Consider the following 15,538-nt stretch of genomic DNA (forward strand, 5'->3'; position numbering starts at 1 on the left):
TAGATTCGCCATAGCCCCTTGGGTAGATCTATTAACAGATACCCCATTATCTATAAAACAGATACCTTGCCCATCGGAAATACCATGTCCCTGACCCTGCGCCAGATCCGTTACTTCGTTGCCACCGCCGAGATCGGGCAGATTTCCCAGGCGGCGATTCACCTGAATATTTCCCAATCGGCGGTGACCACGGCGATCAAAGAGCTGGAGCAATTGTTGGGCAGCCTGTTGTTTCAGCGCTCGGCCCAGGGCATGACGCTGACTGACGCCGGGCGACACTTCCTGAACCGGGCTTATGTGATTTTGCGCAGTGTCGACGATGCGCTGAACAGTCCGCTGCCCGACATCCGCGCCAGTGGCGTGCTGCGCCTGGCCGCCAGCTACACGGTCATCGGTTATTTTTTGCCGCATCATTTGCAGCGCCTGGAACACTGGCATCCGGACGTGTCGATTCAGGTGCACGAGCAGGAGCGTCAGTCCATCGAACAAGGCCTGCTCGAAGGTTGCTTCGACATGGCTGTGGTCCTCACCGAAAACATCACCCACCCGGATATCGTGTCCGAAACGCTGTTCAATTCGGAGCGACGCCTGTGGCTGCCCAGCCACCACCCGCTGTGCCAGCGCGATGTGGTCAGCCTCGCCGATGTAGCCAAAGAGCCCTATATCCTGCTGACCGTCGATGAAGCCGAACAGAGCGCGATGCGCTACTGGCAGATGGCGCAACAGAAACCCAACGTGCGCGTGCGCACCAGTTCGGTGGAAGCGGTACGCAGCATGGTCGCCAATGGCAGCGGCGTGGCGATACTTTCGGATCTGGTCCACCGCCCATGGTCGCTGGAAGGCAAACGTATCGAAACCATCACTGTCACAGACAAGGTCACGCCTATGAGTGTGGGCCTCGCCTGGCACCGCGAGCGTGCGTTCAGCCCGGCGATGCAGGCTTTCCGTCAGTACTTTCATCACGCTTTTCTGGCACCGCAGCAGTCGTTGGCACGCCGCTGAGTCCGAGACCGCCGCAACTCGTCAAGAGCGCAGGAGCGGTGCGTGCCCGGCCATCAATTCGACCACCCAGTCTATAAATACCCGCACCTTGACGCTGACGTGCCGGTTGGGTGGAAACGCCACGTACATCGGCATCGAATCCAGGCGCCAGTCCTCGAACAGTGGCACCAGCCCACCGGCCGCCAAATGCTGACGCGCCATATAGTCGGGTAACCAGATGACGCCCATGCCGGCAAGCCCGGCGGCAAGGTAGGCGTTGCCGTCATCTACCGCCAGTGCGTAGCGGCCATGAATACGAATGCTCTCCTCACCACGGTGCATGGCGTACGGCAGCGCCTTGCCGGTGCGGGCCCATAGGTAACCGACGATCCGATGATGCGAATGCTCAAGGTCTTGCGGATGCACGGGCCAGCCCATGCGCTGCAAATAGTCGGGCGCGGCGTAGACCCCAAGTTGCAGGTCACCGACATGTCGCGCCACTAGCGATTGATCGGTAATGTCGCCGCCGCGCAACACGCAGTCCACGTTCTCGCCAATCAGATCGACGATCCGGTCGCTGGCGCCCATGTCGATCTGAATGTCCGGGTAACGCGCATGAAACGCAGGCAACGCGGGCATCAACAGCAGCGTGGCCAGTGGGCTGGGCACATCGACGCGCAATCGCCCCCTCGGCACCGCGGCGGCACCGGACAGGCTGGTCTCGGCATCGTCCATGTCCGCTAGCAACTGCACGACACGTTCGTAATACACCGCGCCATCGGCGGTCACATTAACCCTGCGCGTGGTGCGGTTGAGCAACCTGACCCCCAGGCGCGCCTCCAACTGCTGCACCAACTGCGTCACGCTGGTTTTGCTCATGTGCAAGGTGCCCGCTGCCTTGGTGAAACTGCCGGTTTCCACCACTCGCGCGAACGCCTGCATTGCGTCAAACCGATCCATTTCCCCCCCGCTTTTACGCCGGATTGTTTGCGAATGCCAAACAGTGATGGCTACAGTTGCTGGTTTATCCGGGCAACGCAAGACCTTTAAAGTCACTCAATCGTTGATTTCAGGTCGTTTTGACCGTTTGATGGAGACAGCTCATGACAATGCGTGATGTGGTATTCCCGGCGGGTCGCCAAGCCCTTTACGAACGCAACCGTTATTCCCCGGCAGTGCGCTCCAACGGCTTTCTGTTTGTGTCCGGCCAGGTTGGCAGTCGCGAAGATGGCTCGCCGGAACCGGATCTGGAAAATCAGGTCCGGCTGGCGTTCAACAACCTGAATGCCGTTTTGCAGGCAGCCAGTTGTACCTTCGATGATGCGATCGATGTAACGGTATTCATTGTCGACCCTGAAGCGAAGTTCGAGCGAATCTGGCAGGTGGTCCCTGAGTTCTGGGGGCAGGCACCGTTCCCGAACATCACTGCCGTAGGCGTGACATGGCTGTACGGTTTCGACTTCGAAATAAAAGTGATCGCCAGGCTGCCCGAGGGCGGCGCGGATTGAAGTCGGCGTGAGCGCTTGGCCTTATCAGCGGCCACCTTTGCGATAACTGCCAATAGGCACCACGCGGTCGTGGTCGGCCAGCAATGTCGGCTCTTCGAACTCGCTGAAGAACTGACCGCTGATCACGTCATCCAGAAACTGCTGCTGGTCGTCCGTCACCAGGTGCCTGGGCGAATAACCGTTGGTGTCAAGGCTGGAGAGCAAAACCGCCCGCCGCTCGATCGCTACCGTGATGAACGCCCTGCGCTCCTCATCGGACAGGTTCGTCAGGTGGTCACACAAATTTTCCAGCGCTCGAACAGCCAGGTCCTGTTCGAGTTTGTCTTCATCCGTGAACATCAAATGCCATATGAAATCGAAAGAGAGTTCGGCGAGGGTACGCATGGACGGTAGACCGTGGTTGGAAAGTGCAAAGCGTCGCGGTTCGGCGCAAGTTGGTCAAGTTATAAAAAGGTATGACGAACGTCATGGCGATGCACGTTCAAAGTCCGGATTGAAGTGATGGAAAAAATGCATGAACGGTGCAGGCCAGACGTTGTTTCAAGCCGTACACTTGCACAGGGAAATTACATTAACAGGGAGCACACATGTTTTTTGGGGAAAACCGTAAGGCATTTTTAGAGTTTTTGAGAAACCTGACGCCGCAGGCGCTGTTTCTGACCCTCGCTTTTATATTTGGCTCACCACTGGACTTGAGTCTTGAACGAGACTCCTTCGACTTCACGTATGAAGGTGTCAGAAGAACGATCCCTTATCTGTTCAGCCTGCTGGTCTTCATCGGGGCTTGCCTGGCCAATATCACCCTGTTCATCGAGTCGGCCCTGGTCTCACCTGCCAGATTGAAAAAACTGACAGACAGAATAACTCGTCTGCACCCGGGCTTTTTCAGGCGCATCAAATTGAACGCCCGTGCTACATGGCGGCACAATAAATCCGGGTACCTTGAAGTATTTCTGGTTCTGCTCATCTCACAAACCGCCTTTATCGCGGTTGTCGTGGTCGCGGCACGCGCCGCCCTTGATTCGACGGGATAAACGGCCAATGCGTGTTTGCCGACCGTTGCCAAAAAGTATGAGCGTTATTTGCGAAACACCCTACTGGCTAGCGCTGAAATGCCGGATTCTCGATCAGTATCGCCATCCCCTGCCCGCCGCCAACACAGGCGGCGGCGATGCCGTAGCGCAAGTTGTCTTCACGCAGTTGCCGGGCCAGGGTCATGACCAGACGCAAGCCGGTCGCAGCCAGGGGATGCCCCAAACCGAGTGACCCGCCGTGGACATTCAGTCGATCGATATCCAGCTCCAGTGTTTCAGCGACAGCAAGCACTTGGGCGGCCTGTGCTTCGTTTATCTCGACCCGGTCGATATCAGCCAGGGTCAGGCCACTGCGCTGCAACAGCAACTGGATGGCAGGTGCCGGCCCGATTCCCATGAATTGGGGCGCAACGCCAACCACTGCGCTGGCCAGCAAATGCGCGAGCACCGCTCCTTGCGCTTCACAGGCCTTGCCCACCAGGGCGGCGGCTGCGCCATCGACCACCGCGCAGCTGTTGCCAGCCGTCTGGACACCATCGGCATGGATCGCTGGCAGGCGCGACAAAGCGGCCTTATCGGTGGGGCGCGGATGGCTGTCGGACACGACACTGTCTACACCACGCGGCAACTCGATCCTTCTTGGACGATAGCCATCGAGCTCGAAGGGCTCACAAATCACTGCCACAAGTTCCGGCGCGAACCAGCCGCGCGCCTGAGCCGCCAACGCTCGTTCATGGCTAAGCAGCGCATAGCCGTCGACCTGCGAGCGACTCAGACCGTGGCGTCGAGCGAGATGATCGGCAGTGGCGATCATGTCCATGGCCGGTGCCGGGTCATACAGCGCTTCCCAGAGAAAATCCTTGAATTGCACACCCGCGCCCAGACGAAAACCGTCACGGTGGGTGTAGGCCGCGATGGGATTGCGCGACATGGATTCGGCCGCCACGCACAGCGCAAGTTGTCCGCCTGCCGTCACATGCAGTGCTGCCTGACGCAACAGTTCGAAACCGGTGGCGCAGATGCGTTGCACGCCCAGCGCAGGAACCTGTTGGGCCACGCCACTGTAAAGACCGATGTGTCGGGGCAACAGATAGGCATCGAAACTGGCCTGAGCCATCGATCCGGCCAACACTGTATCGACATGACCGGGCTCAACGCCCGCGCGGGCCAGGACTTCACGCCCCGTTTTGATGCCCAGGTCAATCGGCGACACATGCGCCAGCGCGCCGCCCAGATCGACCCATGGCGTGCGCACCGACTCGATGATCGCCACATCACTGAATCCGCTGTACTGCCCCGCGCCGCTCACACCGGCGGCCCGGCACGCAGCGCATCCGGGTCTTCGCCGCGATACAGCGCTTCGACCTTGGCTGCGCGCCACTGCAGGACCGCACGTTGATTGATCGACCCCTTATCGGTGATTTCTCCCCGGTCAATCGACGCGGGTTCTTCGAGCAGGGCGATCCATTCAAGGCGACTGGCGTTGCCGTTGGCATCCCGATTCAGGCGCGACAGCCAGTCGGTGAACCATTCACGGACCGGCGCACTGGCCAGGACCTCGGCGTCGCTGGCGTCTGCGTTCAGCCCCGCCAGCTGCCGACACTCGTGCTGCCTGGGGAACACCAGTGCACCGAGGCATTCCCGGTCCGGCGCCGTGATTACCACATCCTGCACATAGGGTGAGCCGTCCAGCACAGCGCGATTACGCATCGGTCCGACACTGACGAAGACTCCGGATGACAGCTTGAAGTCCTCGGCCAGACGGCCATCAAACATCAGCCCCAGCTCGGGTGCAGCCGGGTCGGCAAGCTTGATGGCGTCGCCGGAGCAATAGAAACCGTCTTCGTCGAATACGTCTGCAGTCTGCTGAGGCGAGCGCCAGTAGCCTGGCATGATGTGCGGCCCACGGAACCGGCCCTCCAGCTTGCCGTCGACCGGCACCAGTCGCACTTCGCAGCCGGGCGCAGGCAAGCCGATGTAACCGGCCATCGACAGCGGACCCGTGGTGAAGGTGCATGACGGTGCTGCTTCGGTCATGCCCAGCCCGGCCATCATGCGGATACGCTCGCCGCAATGCTGTTCGGCCACCCGATCGAGTCGGTCCCAGATGCTTTGTGAAAGACCCGCCGCCGCGAAGAAGAACAGCTTCATGCGGGCAAAAAAGCACTCGCGCAGCTCGGCGTCCTGCTCCAGGGCATTGACCAGCTCTTCCCAGCCCTTGGGCACGGTCAGGTAAGCGGTCGGGGAAATCTCCTTGAGGTTGCGCAGGGTTTCGGCGAAGCCGTGAACCGTGGGCTTGCCGTTATCCAGGTAAAACGTGCCGCCGTTATACAACACGATACCGACGTTATGACTGCCGCCGAAGGTGTGATTCCACGGTAGCCAGTCCACCAGCACCGGCGGCTCTTCGCCGAACACGGGAAAGGTCTGCAACAGCATCTGCTGGTTGGCGCACAGCATGCGCTGAGTGGTGACCACCGCCTTGGGCAGCTTCGTTGAACCTGAGGTAAACAGAAACTTGGCGATGCTGTCCGGCCCGGTGGCGTTGAAGGCCGCCTCGGCTTCAGGACCACCTGGCTGCTCCAGCAGCGTGGCAAAGCTGATCTGACGCCTGCCACTGAGCTGACCACGCACCACCATCACCGGCGTATCGCCCGGAATCACCGCATCAATGGCGCGTTGAAAAGGCGCAGCATCACTGACGAACACCAGCCCTGGCCGCAGCACATCGCAGACATGCCGCAGCTTGGCGAAATCCTGGGACATGACCGCGTAAGCAGGTGAAACCGGACAATAAGGAATACCGGCGTACATGGCCCCGAGGGCAATCTGCAGGTGCTCGATATCATTGCCCGACAGCAGCGCCAGCGGGCGTTCGGCCGACAAATTGTATTTCAGCAGGCCCTGCGCAATGGCACGCACGGTGTCCAGCATCTCGGCATAACTGACCTTGCGCCAACCACCCAGGTTGTCGCGGGCAGCGATGAATGTCTGTTGCGGGCGTAGTGCAGCCCAATGCACCAGGCGCTCGAGCAGTCGATCTGGCAACGGGGCCAAAGGCTCCAGGGCACGCATATGCAGGATGCCCTTTTCCTCACGCACCTCGACCGCGCAATGACCAATACTCACCTGGCGATAGCGTGGCGGCCTGGCTTCGGTGTGCAACGTAGCGGATCTGATTTCGGAACTCACGAGCGTCTCTCCGTCAAGGCACGCGGACAACGAACGGCGTACTGCGATTCGTGGCAAGCGTGGCAGCGGCTGGCTGCGGCCTTGTGATAGGTATGCCTGACTGATCAGTGGCGGCGGTCTGATCACACGACCGCCGGGCAAACGTGAACGACTCAGATCGGGTAATGCCGCGGCCCGTTCTGCAGCGTCACCCAACGCAACTGGGTGAAATGCTCGATGGATGCCTTGCCACCAAAATTGCCGTAGCCACTGGACTTGACACCGCCGAAGGGCATTTGCGCTTCGTCATGCACGGTGGGTCCGTTGATGTGGCAGATGCCTGACTCGACCCGCTGCGCCAGCGCCAGGGCACGGCCGGTGTCGCGGCTGAAAATAGCTGCAGACAGGCCGAACTCCGAATCGTTGGCCATACGCAGCAGTGCCTCGTCACCGTCGCCGCGCAGCAGCACGGCAACGGGACCGAATGACTCTTCGCGATACAGACGCATGCCCGGTGTCACACCGTCGAGCAAGGTGGGCTGCAAAATACTGCCTTCCAGTTGCCCGCCAGCGACCAGAGTGGCGCCCTGCCTGAGCGCATCGTCGATCAGCGCCTGGATGCGCGTGCCGGCGCTGACGTCTACCAGCGAACCCAGCACCGAGCGGCTGTCGGTTGTCGGACCTGCATGCAGGGTTTGGATCTTGGCAGCGAGTCTGGCAACAAAGGCGTCGGCGACCTTGTCATCGACAATCAGGCGCTCGGTGGACATGCAGATCTGCCCCTGATTGAAATAGGCGCCGAATGCGGCCGCTTCGACCGCTGCGTCCAGGTCCGCGTCGTCCAGCACCAGAAACGGTGCCTTGCCGCCCAGCTCCAGCAGCGCAGGTTTGAGGTGGCGCGCCGAAAGCTGACCAATGATCCGCCCTACGTGCGTGGAGCCGGTGAAGTTGACCCGGCGCACCGCCGGGTTGGCGATCAGTCGCTCGACAATCGCCGCAGCATCGGCCGGTGCGTTGCTGATCACATTGACCACGCCATCGCCCAGCCCGGCATCCTGCAACACCTGGCCGATCAGGCGGTGCACCGCCGGACTTAATTCCGAGGCTTTGAGCACCACCGTATTGCCGCAGGCCAGCGGCATGGCGATGGCCCGTGTGGCCAGAATCACCGGAGCGTTCCACGGCGCTATACCCAACACCACGCCGCACGGCTGGCGTAGCGCCATGGCGAAATTGCCAGGTACGTTGGACGGAATGATTTCGCCGTTGATCTGAGTCGTCATCGACGCGGCTTCACGCAGCATGTCGGCTGCCAGGTTGACGTTGAACCCATACCAGTTGGCCATCGCCCCGGTTTCACCTGCGGCGGCAATGAATTCGCCACTGCGCGCCTGCATCAAATCCGCCGCTTGCAGCAGGCGCAGACGGCGTTCACCCGGCGCCATCGCCGCCCAGGCCGGGAAAGCAGCCTGAGCCGCAGCCACCGCGGCGTCGGCATCCTCGAGTGTTGCAGCAGCGACGCAAGACACCACGTCCCCGGTCACCGGGTTGCAGCGATCGAAGGTTTGTCCATTTCGGGCGGGGCACGACTGGCCGCCAATCAACAGGGGCACGTCCAGCATGATGATTCCTCTTTATTGTCTTTATCGGGAATGCAGTGCAGCGTTCACTTACAGTAGCGGCGTCCAGGCATCCGGCATAGCCATTGATGCCGCACGGACGTTAGCGCTTGTAAGCTTGCAGGCCGGGCTTGATGCTCTTTTCGTCGAGGAACTGCTTCATGCCCTGTTCGCGTCCGCCCTCCTTGTCCAGCAGCCTTGACTGGTCGAGCTTGGCGTACAGGTAATCTTCGTTCTGCTCCCAGGTCAGCTCGCGACAGCGCTTGAAGCCGTGTTTGGCGGCGCGCAGCACGACAGGGTTCTTCTCCAGCAGGTTGAGCGCCAGCTCGATGGTCACTTGCCGCAGTTGCGTAAGCGGCACGCTTTCATTGACCAGGCCCATTTCGGCAGCCTTGCGACCGTCGAAAGTCTTGCCGGTCATGATGTAGTACAGCGACTGGCGATGACCCACGGTGTCGGCCATCGCCTTGCTCACCAGATTGCCTGGCGGAATGCCCCAGTTGATTTCCGACAGACCGAAGGTGGCTTCGTCGGCGCAAATGGCCAGGTCGCAGGCCACCAGCGGGCTGAAGCCGCCACCGAAGCACCAGCCGTTGACCATGGCGATGGTCGGTTTGGCGTACATGCGCAGCATCTTCCACTGCCACTGCGACGCTTCACGGCGGATCTTCTCCTGAAGGATTTCGGGACCGGCATCCACTTCGCGGAAATACTCCTTGAGGTCCATACCCGCGGTCCAGGCATCACCGGCACCGGTCAGCACCAACACCCCGGCCTGCGGATCCTGCTCAAGGGTTTCCAGCACATCGATCATCTCGCGGTTGAGCGTCGGGCTCATGGCGTTGCGCTTTTCCGGGCGGTTGAAAATGACCCAGGCGATACCCTGCCCGATTTCGACCCTGACGGTTGACCAGCGGCCTTCGTAAGTGCTCATGGTGAGGCTCTCTTGTTATTGAATGGGAGACATGATTCCAAGCTAAACCGCAAAACTAGTTATGTCAATTAACCATTATTAATCTTAATTAACATTTTCAGCACTCCGTTCGGATATGCTGGTCACAGTCATGAATGCCCCATAGCCTTCGCTCGCCAACCCCGGCAAACTGCCGGGCTATAGTTCACCACCCACAAGGACTGGATTTTCAATGGCCAAGCCATCCGACATCGCCACCCTCTGCCCAACCCAGGCACAGGCTATCGAGGCGTCGTTGCCCATGGACTCCGCACTGGATGACCTGATCGGTTACGCCATGCGCCGGGCACAACTCAAGCTGTTCCAGAATCTGATCGGACGCCTGTCGACGCATGATCTGCGTCCCGCGCAGTTTTCCGCACTGGCAATCATCGATAAAAATCCGGGCCTGATGCAGGCTGATCTGGCCAAGGCGCTGGCCATCGAGCCGCCCCAGGTCGTACCGCTGCTGAACAAGCTGGAAAGCCGGGCGTTGGCGGTGCGTCTGCGGTGCAAACCGGACAAACGGTCGTACGGGATTTTCCTTAGCAAGACTGGCGAAACCCTGCTCAAAGAGTTGAAACAGATAGCAATCGAAAGCGATCAGGATTCCACCTCCGCTCTCAGCGTCCAGGAACGTGAAGAACTGCTGCGTTTGCTGAAGAAGGTCTATCAGGCCTGATACCAACAGTTCGCCTGCCGCATGCACCGACGATCCGAAAGGATCATCGGTGCCGGTTCTGATTCACCCGTATGTCAAAGCAAAACGTACCGGTGGCCGACAGCGGCCCTGCAAGGGCGATTACAGCTTGTGCAGAAAATTCAGTACCACTTTGTTGCCCTCGGTACGGTTCTCGGCGCCTTGCTCAAAGTAACTGTTGACCGTCAATACGTTCTCCTTGTTGAAGGCATACAGAACCCCCGGCCCGATGGCCCAGACCTTTTCCTTACGGCCGCTGACATCCCGACCGTCCACTTGGGTGTCGGTGAACTGCTTGAGCCAGTAGCCGTTGAGCCCTACCGAAAGTTGTTCGTTCACAGCGTATTGCACGGTCAGGTTGGCATGCAGCGCTTGGCCGGCCTGGGTATCTGACGCAGTGCCGAAACCTGCCTGCGGGTCGTCGTTTTTGCCGTTCCACAAGTACATGAAGCGTCCGCTGGCCGACCATTTCGGCGAAAACCAATAGGTGGCGGCGTAATACGGATTGAATGACCAGAAGTTACTGCCGGGATTGATCGAGCGGTTGCGATCGTATGCACCCACCGGTATCACAATGTCCGCCTCGACGCGCTGCGTGAGCAACGGGCTGCCGTCGGCATTTGAAACGGTCGGCAACTGCAGGAAAGGTCCGATGATCAGATCCCCGAAACCGGCCCGTGAACTGAGTGCGGTATTGCCAAGGCCATCGTCGACGTCGACGTGCGCCAACGAGGTATTGATTGCCGTAATCCCTGGCATGGCGCCGTTGGCCATGGGGGGTGCGAGATAAATGAGTTGTGTGGTCACCGCCAGTACGTCGACTTTCTGCCTGGGCAACTGCAGTTTGTCGCCATTGACGTCGTTGAAGCGGTCGGCCCTGGCGTAGTTCAGGTACTCCTCCAGGTACCAGCCTGGCCCGGCGGGCGCCGGCGATCCGTCGTAGAAACTGGTATTGCCCAGATTCAGGCCCGGCAAGTCATAGCCATAACTGGTCAACGACAAGGCGGCCAGTGACGCGGCCACAGCGGTGCGCAAGATAGACTTAGGCATCTTGTGATTCCTTGGTTTTATTGTTGTTTTCAAGGCCCCGATGACACGACCGCGTCACCGGGGGTGTATCAGCCAAGCACGCTTAAACGTAAGTCGCCGCCAACCCTCCATCCACCGGCAGGTTCACCCCGTTGACCCAGCGCGACGCGTCGGAGCACAGAAAGGCGATCACTTCGGCCACCTCGTCAGCCTGGGCCGGGCGTTTCATGCGAGCGCCATCACGCGCAATGCGTGCCTCGCCGAGCATGGTGATGAAGTCGCCCAGAATCGGCGTGAACACCGGCCCCGGCGCGACGCAATTGATGCGTATCGACTGTTCGCGAAACCAGCTTTGCGACTGCTGGAAGGTCCAGACGATGAGCGCCTCCTTGAAGTACTGATAACACGTGTCCTGCGCGACCGGATTGGCCGCCAGCCACTGCTGCCCCTCGACGTAGGTCTCGGTTGCGGCCAGTGCCTTATGCAGTTCCAGACGCTCCGGCCATTGCGCGCCGAGAACTGAAGCCACATTGACGATACTGCCGCCCGGGGCAATGCGCGGCAGCAGGCGCTGAGTCAGATGGCGAAGACCCAGGTAGTTGACCCTGGCCACCGTCTCGACCGGCGCAGTGCCAGGCACACCGGCGATATTGCACAGCGCATCGACCTGCCTGGGCAACTGCTCGACCAGCGCATCGATGTTGTCGGGATCGCCCAGGTCCGCTTGAAAAAAACGGTCCACAGTAAGTTGCGGTTCATGGCGATCGACGCCAATGACCCTGGCACCCTGAAAGCGTGCCAGCCGCGCCAGTTCAGCGCCAATGCCCGACGACACGCCGGTCACCACCAATGTCTTGTTGTTGAGGTTCATAGTCATGCGCTCTTGTTATTGTTGGGTAACGCCGGGCTTTCAGCGTAAGGATGAAACTCAGAACGGATAGATCGGCGGCTGATTCTTCACCGTGACCCATTGCCACTGACAGTACTCGTCCCAATCGGAGGGGCCGCCGACACTGCTGCCGTTCCCCGATGAGCCGCGGCCACCGAAGGAATTGACACACTCATCGGCCACGGTCTGATCGTTGATGTGCAGCAGCCCGCACTTGAGGCGGTCACCGACCGCCATCGCTCGCCCGACCGACGTGGAAATCACCGCCGCCGCGAGGCCGAACTCGCTGCGATTGGCCAGCTCGATGGCTTCTTCATCTGTGGAGAATGTCACGATTATGGCCACAGGGCCGAATACTTCTTCTTCGAAGAGGCGCATGCCGGGTCTGACGTTGCTGATCACGGTCGGACGATAGAACAGCCCTTCGTACTCACCGCCGGTTTCCAACTGTGCGCCGGCCTGCACACTGTCGCTGACCAACTCATGCACATGCTGCACCTGACGTGCGTTGATCAGAGGCCCCAACGCCGCCTCGCCACGCGCGGCATTGCCGACCGTCAGCGCACGCGCCTTGTCGGCCAGCTTGCGGGTCAGCGCGGCGGCAATGGATTCATGAACCAGAATCAGGCCGGTGGCCATGCAGATCTGCCCCTGATGCAGCCAGGCACCGAACGCGGCATTGCTGGCAGCCAGATCCAGGTTGGCATCTTCCAGAATCAGCAGCGGATTCTTGCCGCCCAACTCCAGTGACACCTTTTTCAGGTTGCGCCCCGCCACTTCTGCGACTTTGCGCCCTGCCCCCGTGGAGCCGGTGAAGGTGATCATCTGTACATTGGGGTCACGGCACAGCGCCTCGCCAGCATCGGCTGCGCCCGGCAGCACATGCAAGAGCCCCTTGGGCAGACCTGCCTCTTCAAGCAGCCGGGCAATCAGAAAGCCGCCGCTAACCGGTGTTTGTGGATCGGGCTTGAGCACCACCGCGTTGCCAGCTGCCAACGCAGGCGCCACGGTGCGCAAGGAGAGCACCAGCGGGAAGTTGAACGGTGAAATCATTCCGACCACGCCGTGCGGCACACGACGCGCATAGGACAGGCGCCCCGCCGCACCGGGCAGGATCACGCCGTGACCGTGGGCCTGAGAAAGCATGCCCGCCGCCTGGCGAAACAATACGATGGCTTCGCGCACCTCGTGTTCACCCTTGGGCAAGCTGCCGCCGGTTTCGCGGGCGACATACAAGGACAGTTCATCGAATGAGCAGACCGCAAGGTCAGCCGCCAGCAAGAAGATTTCCGCTTTCTCACGCGGCCCCATCGCTGCCCAGGCGGGCTGAGCCAGCGCCGCCTCACGGCAGGCAACGGCGATGTCCGCGGGAGTGGCCATGGCCGTCTCCATCAACAGCTCCCCCGTGGCGGGCTCGATGACCGCTCGCAAGGGGGCTGACGAGGGGACCCAGTCGCCATTGAAAATACACTTGGCCTCGATGGCTCGCTGCAACAAAGAGACAGGCTCAGACACTGACATGGTGAAACTCCGGCTTTTATGGTTGTAATCGCCGCGCCCGTTGAGGGTTCGCATGCGCCGTACGCTGTCCTGAGCAAGCGCTGTGCCGGTTTTGCCATCATGCTGTCATGTTTTTATGAAACCGCTCTGGCACGGGTCTCACTGTTCCTGTTTCCAGTGACGCCGATCACATTCGAATGAATGCGCAGCTCGTTGAGCTTGTTCATTTGATAAAGTTATGTTTAATAACTTTATTAGCGCTTCACCATTTCGATCATCACCGGCCCGGGGCATAACAATGACCAACCCTCACCGCCACGTTTCCGAATCGGCATTCGCCGTCGAACCGTTCGCACCACGGGGCGACAGCCGTCAGTCCGACACCCGCCACTCGCCTACCCCGGAAGAACTGGCGAGCTGTCTGTTCTTTTCTCCCGATGACGGCCGCATCTGGCTTAACGATCAGCGCATGCTCCTGCTGCACAGCTCATCATTCGGCACGCTGCGTCGCGAAATCATTGACCGTCTGGGCCTGGAGCAGGCGCGCGGGATGTTCACCCGTGCGGGTTATCTGTCCGGCGCCCGTGATGCACAACTGATTCGGGAACGCTGGCCCCATGCCGATGCGACCGCCGTGTTCCGCGCCGGCACCTACCTGCATACCCTGGAGGGCATGGCCAGGGTCGAACCGCTGCACTTCAGATTCGACGTGGAGTCGGGGTTCTATGAGGGCGAGTTTCTCTGGCATCACTCCTGCGAAGCCGATGCGCATCTGGCCTGCTATGGAGTCGGTCAGGATCCGGTGTGCTGGACGGAAATCGGCTACGCCACCGGCTTCGTCAGCGGGTTGTTCGGTCAGATGGTGATCTTTCGTGAAGTGGAGTGCCGTGGTATGGGCCACGCATGTTGCAAGGTGGTTGGCAAGACGGCCCGGCAATGGGGCGACGTCGAACGCGATCTGGGCTATTTGAGTGTCGTCACACCCCCGGCGCCGTCGACTCCGGTTGCAGCCTCGGCTGCACCTTACCCTTCCGGCACACCCCTTGGGACGGAGCAACCGCTGATTGGTGCCAGCGCAGCCTTCAATGCGGCCAGTCAGGCGCTGCAGCGTGTCGCCATGACGCCTGCCACGGTGTTGATCAGCGGTGAATCCGGTGTCGGCAAGGAGATGTTCGCCCGGCAGTTGCACCAGCTCAGTCGGCATAGCGACGGTCCGTTCGTGGCGCTCAACTGTGCGGCCATTCCAGACAATCTGATCGAAGCCGAACTGTTTGGTGTCGAACGGGGTGCCTACACCGGAGCCAGCCACTCACGACCCGGCCGCTTCGAGCGCGCCGTCGGCGGCACGTTGTTTCTCGATGAAATCACCTGCATGAGCCTGGCAGGCCAGAGCAAGCTGCTGCGCGCACTGCAGGAAAGAGAGATCGAACGGGTCGGCGGCGGGCACGCCATCAAGGTCAATGTCAGGGTGGTTGCGGCGACTAACGTTGATTTGCGTCAGGCCGTGGCGCATGGCGATTTTCGAGAGGATCTGTTCTACCGTCTGAACGTCTATCCCATTACCCTGCCCCCGCTGCGTGAGCGTCGCGATGACGTGCCGCTGCTGATCAATGCGTTTCTCGACAGGTTCTGCAAGGAATACGAACGAACGCCGGCCGGTTTGAGCATGCGCGCATTGAAGACCCTATTGCGTTACGACTTTCCCGGCAACGTTCGCGAGCTGCAGAACCTGATCGAACGTGGCCTGATCGCCAGCGAAGAAGGCCAGCCCATCGATCTGGTTCATATCTTTCGCAACGAACCGCTGCCCGTCGAGCCCTACTCGCTGAATCGTCAGGGCGGGCTGTCACTGGGCGTACCGCCAGAGGTAATCGACGGAGAACCACAGTCAGTGCTGCTGGACACCTTTGGCGAACCCGGCGAGTTTTCCATCGACCACCTTGAGCAACGCCTGATCAACGAAGCGCTCAGCAAGAGTCAGGGCAATCTGTCGGCGGCATCACGGTTACTCGGCCTGAGCCGTGCGCAATTCGCCTACCGCCTTAAAAAGCATCAGCTCAAGACAGCCTGAACGCGCCACTGCCGGAAATTCGCAACGTCCGCAACGACTGCCGGTCAGTCTCCGTGAACCTGTTCACGAAGAACTGACCGGCAG

At 60.3% G+C, this 15,538-nt stretch carries 14 protein-coding genes; 5 read left to right on the top strand and 9 right to left on the bottom strand.

Annotated features, from left to right (window positions below):
* Positions 1–84 precede the first annotated feature (84 nt).
* Positions 85–1,002 carry a LysR family transcriptional regulator gene (locus BZK31_RS16670; protein WP_083184054.1) on the top strand — a complete coding sequence of 306 codons (918 nt, stop codon included), beginning with the start codon at positions 85–87 and terminating at the stop codon, positions 1,000–1,002.
* A gap of 21 nt (positions 1,003–1,023) precedes the next feature.
* Here BZK31_RS16670 and BZK31_RS16675 read toward each other — a convergent pair whose 3' ends face one another.
* On the bottom strand, positions 1,024–1,941 hold the full coding sequence (locus tag BZK31_RS16675) for a LysR family transcriptional regulator (RefSeq protein WP_083184055.1): 918 nt from the start codon (positions 1,939–1,941) through the stop codon (positions 1,024–1,026).
* Between the two features lie 143 nt (positions 1,942–2,084).
* Between BZK31_RS16675 and BZK31_RS16680 the strand changes: the two genes are divergently transcribed.
* Positions 2,085–2,489: a RidA family protein gene (locus tag BZK31_RS16680; protein ID WP_083184056.1), complete on the top strand. Its 405-nt coding sequence runs from the start codon at positions 2,085–2,087 to the stop codon at positions 2,487–2,489.
* 24 nt (positions 2,490–2,513) lie between these two features.
* On the opposite strand, the gene BZK31_RS16685 is transcribed toward BZK31_RS16680, so the two are convergent.
* On the bottom strand, positions 2,514–2,873 hold the full coding sequence (locus BZK31_RS16685) for a hypothetical protein (RefSeq protein WP_083184057.1): 360 nt from the start codon (positions 2,871–2,873) through the stop codon (positions 2,514–2,516).
* A 203-nt stretch (positions 2,874–3,076) separates the two neighbouring features.
* On the opposite strand from BZK31_RS16685, the gene BZK31_RS16690 reads away from it, so the two are divergent.
* Positions 3,077–3,523 carry a hypothetical protein gene (locus BZK31_RS16690; RefSeq protein ID WP_083184058.1) on the top strand — a complete coding sequence of 149 codons (447 nt, stop codon included), beginning with the start codon at positions 3,077–3,079 and terminating at the stop codon, positions 3,521–3,523.
* A gap of 67 nt (positions 3,524–3,590) precedes the next feature.
* On the opposite strand, the gene BZK31_RS16695 is transcribed toward BZK31_RS16690, so the two are convergent.
* The 4 genes from BZK31_RS16695 to BZK31_RS16710 all read right to left on the bottom strand — a co-directional run bounded on the left by BZK31_RS16695 (position 3,591) and on the right by BZK31_RS16710 (position 9,247).
* Positions 3,591–4,832: a thiolase family protein gene (locus BZK31_RS16695; protein ID WP_083184059.1), complete on the bottom strand. Its 1,242-nt coding sequence runs from the start codon at positions 4,830–4,832 to the stop codon at positions 3,591–3,593.
* Positions 4,829–6,715, bottom strand: a complete 1,887-nt coding sequence (locus BZK31_RS16700; protein WP_167378006.1) for a feruloyl-CoA synthase — start codon at positions 6,713–6,715, stop codon at positions 4,829–4,831. Before BZK31_RS16700 ends, BZK31_RS16695 begins: the two co-directional genes overlap by 4 nt.
* 152 nt (positions 6,716–6,867) lie before the next feature.
* Positions 6,868–8,316 (bottom strand): aldehyde dehydrogenase, encoded by a 1,449-nt coding sequence (locus tag BZK31_RS16705; protein ID WP_083184060.1) that lies wholly within the window; start codon positions 8,314–8,316, stop codon positions 6,868–6,870.
* A gap of 100 nt (positions 8,317–8,416) precedes the next feature.
* Positions 8,417–9,247 (bottom strand): p-hydroxycinnamoyl CoA hydratase/lyase, encoded by an 831-nt coding sequence (locus BZK31_RS16710; protein ID WP_083184061.1) that lies wholly within the window; start codon positions 9,245–9,247, stop codon positions 8,417–8,419.
* Between the two features lie 211 nt (positions 9,248–9,458).
* On the opposite strand from BZK31_RS16710, the gene BZK31_RS16715 reads away from it, so the two are divergent.
* A complete protein-coding gene (locus BZK31_RS16715) occupies positions 9,459–9,947 on the top strand; it encodes a MarR family winged helix-turn-helix transcriptional regulator (RefSeq protein WP_083184062.1) in 489 nt (162 codons plus the stop codon).
* Positions 9,948–10,067: 120 nt separating this feature from the next.
* Here the strand turns inward: BZK31_RS16715 and BZK31_RS16720 are convergent, their stop codons facing one another.
* The 3 genes from BZK31_RS16720 to BZK31_RS16730 form a co-directional block, all read right to left on the bottom strand.
* Positions 10,068–11,015: a SphA family protein gene (locus BZK31_RS16720; protein ID WP_083184063.1), complete on the bottom strand. Its 948-nt coding sequence runs from the start codon at positions 11,013–11,015 to the stop codon at positions 10,068–10,070.
* Between the two features lie 82 nt (positions 11,016–11,097).
* Positions 11,098–11,865: a coniferyl-alcohol dehydrogenase gene (locus tag BZK31_RS16725; RefSeq protein WP_083184064.1), complete on the bottom strand. Its 768-nt coding sequence runs from the start codon at positions 11,863–11,865 to the stop codon at positions 11,098–11,100.
* A 57-nt stretch (positions 11,866–11,922) separates the two neighbouring features.
* Positions 11,923–13,404 carry a benzaldehyde dehydrogenase gene (locus BZK31_RS16730; RefSeq protein ID WP_083184065.1) on the bottom strand — a complete coding sequence of 494 codons (1,482 nt, stop codon included), beginning with the start codon at positions 13,402–13,404 and terminating at the stop codon, positions 11,923–11,925.
* A gap of 277 nt (positions 13,405–13,681) precedes the next feature.
* On the opposite strand from BZK31_RS16730, the gene BZK31_RS16735 reads away from it, so the two are divergent.
* Positions 13,682–15,454 (top strand): sigma-54-dependent Fis family transcriptional regulator, encoded by a 1,773-nt coding sequence (locus BZK31_RS16735; RefSeq protein WP_083184066.1) that lies wholly within the window; start codon positions 13,682–13,684, stop codon positions 15,452–15,454.
* Positions 15,455–15,538 lie beyond the last annotated feature (84 nt).

Source organism: Pseudomonas floridensis (genome assembly GCF_002087235.1).
Taxonomy (GTDB): Bacteria; Pseudomonadota; Gammaproteobacteria; order Pseudomonadales; family Pseudomonadaceae; genus Aquipseudomonas; species Aquipseudomonas floridensis.

What these genes read in the sequence shown, in the direction of transcription:
- BZK31_RS16705 (WP_083184060.1), bottom strand. Translation starts at nt 8,316, where the DNA reads ATGCTGGACGTGCCCCTGTTGATTGGCGGCCAGTCGTGCCCCGCCCGA.
- BZK31_RS16710 (WP_083184061.1), bottom strand. Translation starts at nt 9,247, where the DNA reads ATGAGCACTTACGAAGGCCGCTGGTCAACCGTCAGGGTCGAAATCGGG.
- BZK31_RS16725 (WP_083184064.1), bottom strand. Translation starts at nt 11,865, where the DNA reads ATGAACCTCAACAACAAGACATTGGTGGTGACCGGCGTGTCGTCGGGC.
- BZK31_RS16735 (WP_083184066.1), top strand. Translation starts at nt 13,682, where the DNA reads ATGACCAACCCTCACCGCCACGTTTCCGAATCGGCATTCGCCGTCGAA.
- BZK31_RS16680 (WP_083184056.1), top strand. Translation starts at nt 2,085, where the DNA reads ATGACAATGCGTGATGTGGTATTCCCGGCGGGTCGCCAAGCCCTTTAC.
- BZK31_RS16720 (WP_083184063.1), bottom strand. Translation starts at nt 11,015, where the DNA reads ATGCCTAAGTCTATCTTGCGCACCGCTGTGGCCGCGTCACTGGCCGCC.
- BZK31_RS16715 (WP_083184062.1), top strand. Translation starts at nt 9,459, where the DNA reads ATGGCCAAGCCATCCGACATCGCCACCCTCTGCCCAACCCAGGCACAG.
- BZK31_RS16685 (WP_083184057.1), bottom strand. Translation starts at nt 2,873, where the DNA reads ATGCGTACCCTCGCCGAACTCTCTTTCGATTTCATATGGCATTTGATG.
- BZK31_RS16730 (WP_083184065.1), bottom strand. Translation starts at nt 13,404, where the DNA reads ATGTCAGTGTCTGAGCCTGTCTCTTTGTTGCAGCGAGCCATCGAGGCC.
- BZK31_RS16675 (WP_083184055.1), bottom strand. Translation starts at nt 1,941, where the DNA reads ATGGATCGGTTTGACGCAATGCAGGCGTTCGCGCGAGTGGTGGAAACC.
- BZK31_RS16690 (WP_083184058.1), top strand. Translation starts at nt 3,077, where the DNA reads ATGTTTTTTGGGGAAAACCGTAAGGCATTTTTAGAGTTTTTGAGAAAC.
- BZK31_RS16670 (WP_083184054.1), top strand. Translation starts at nt 85, where the DNA reads ATGTCCCTGACCCTGCGCCAGATCCGTTACTTCGTTGCCACCGCCGAG.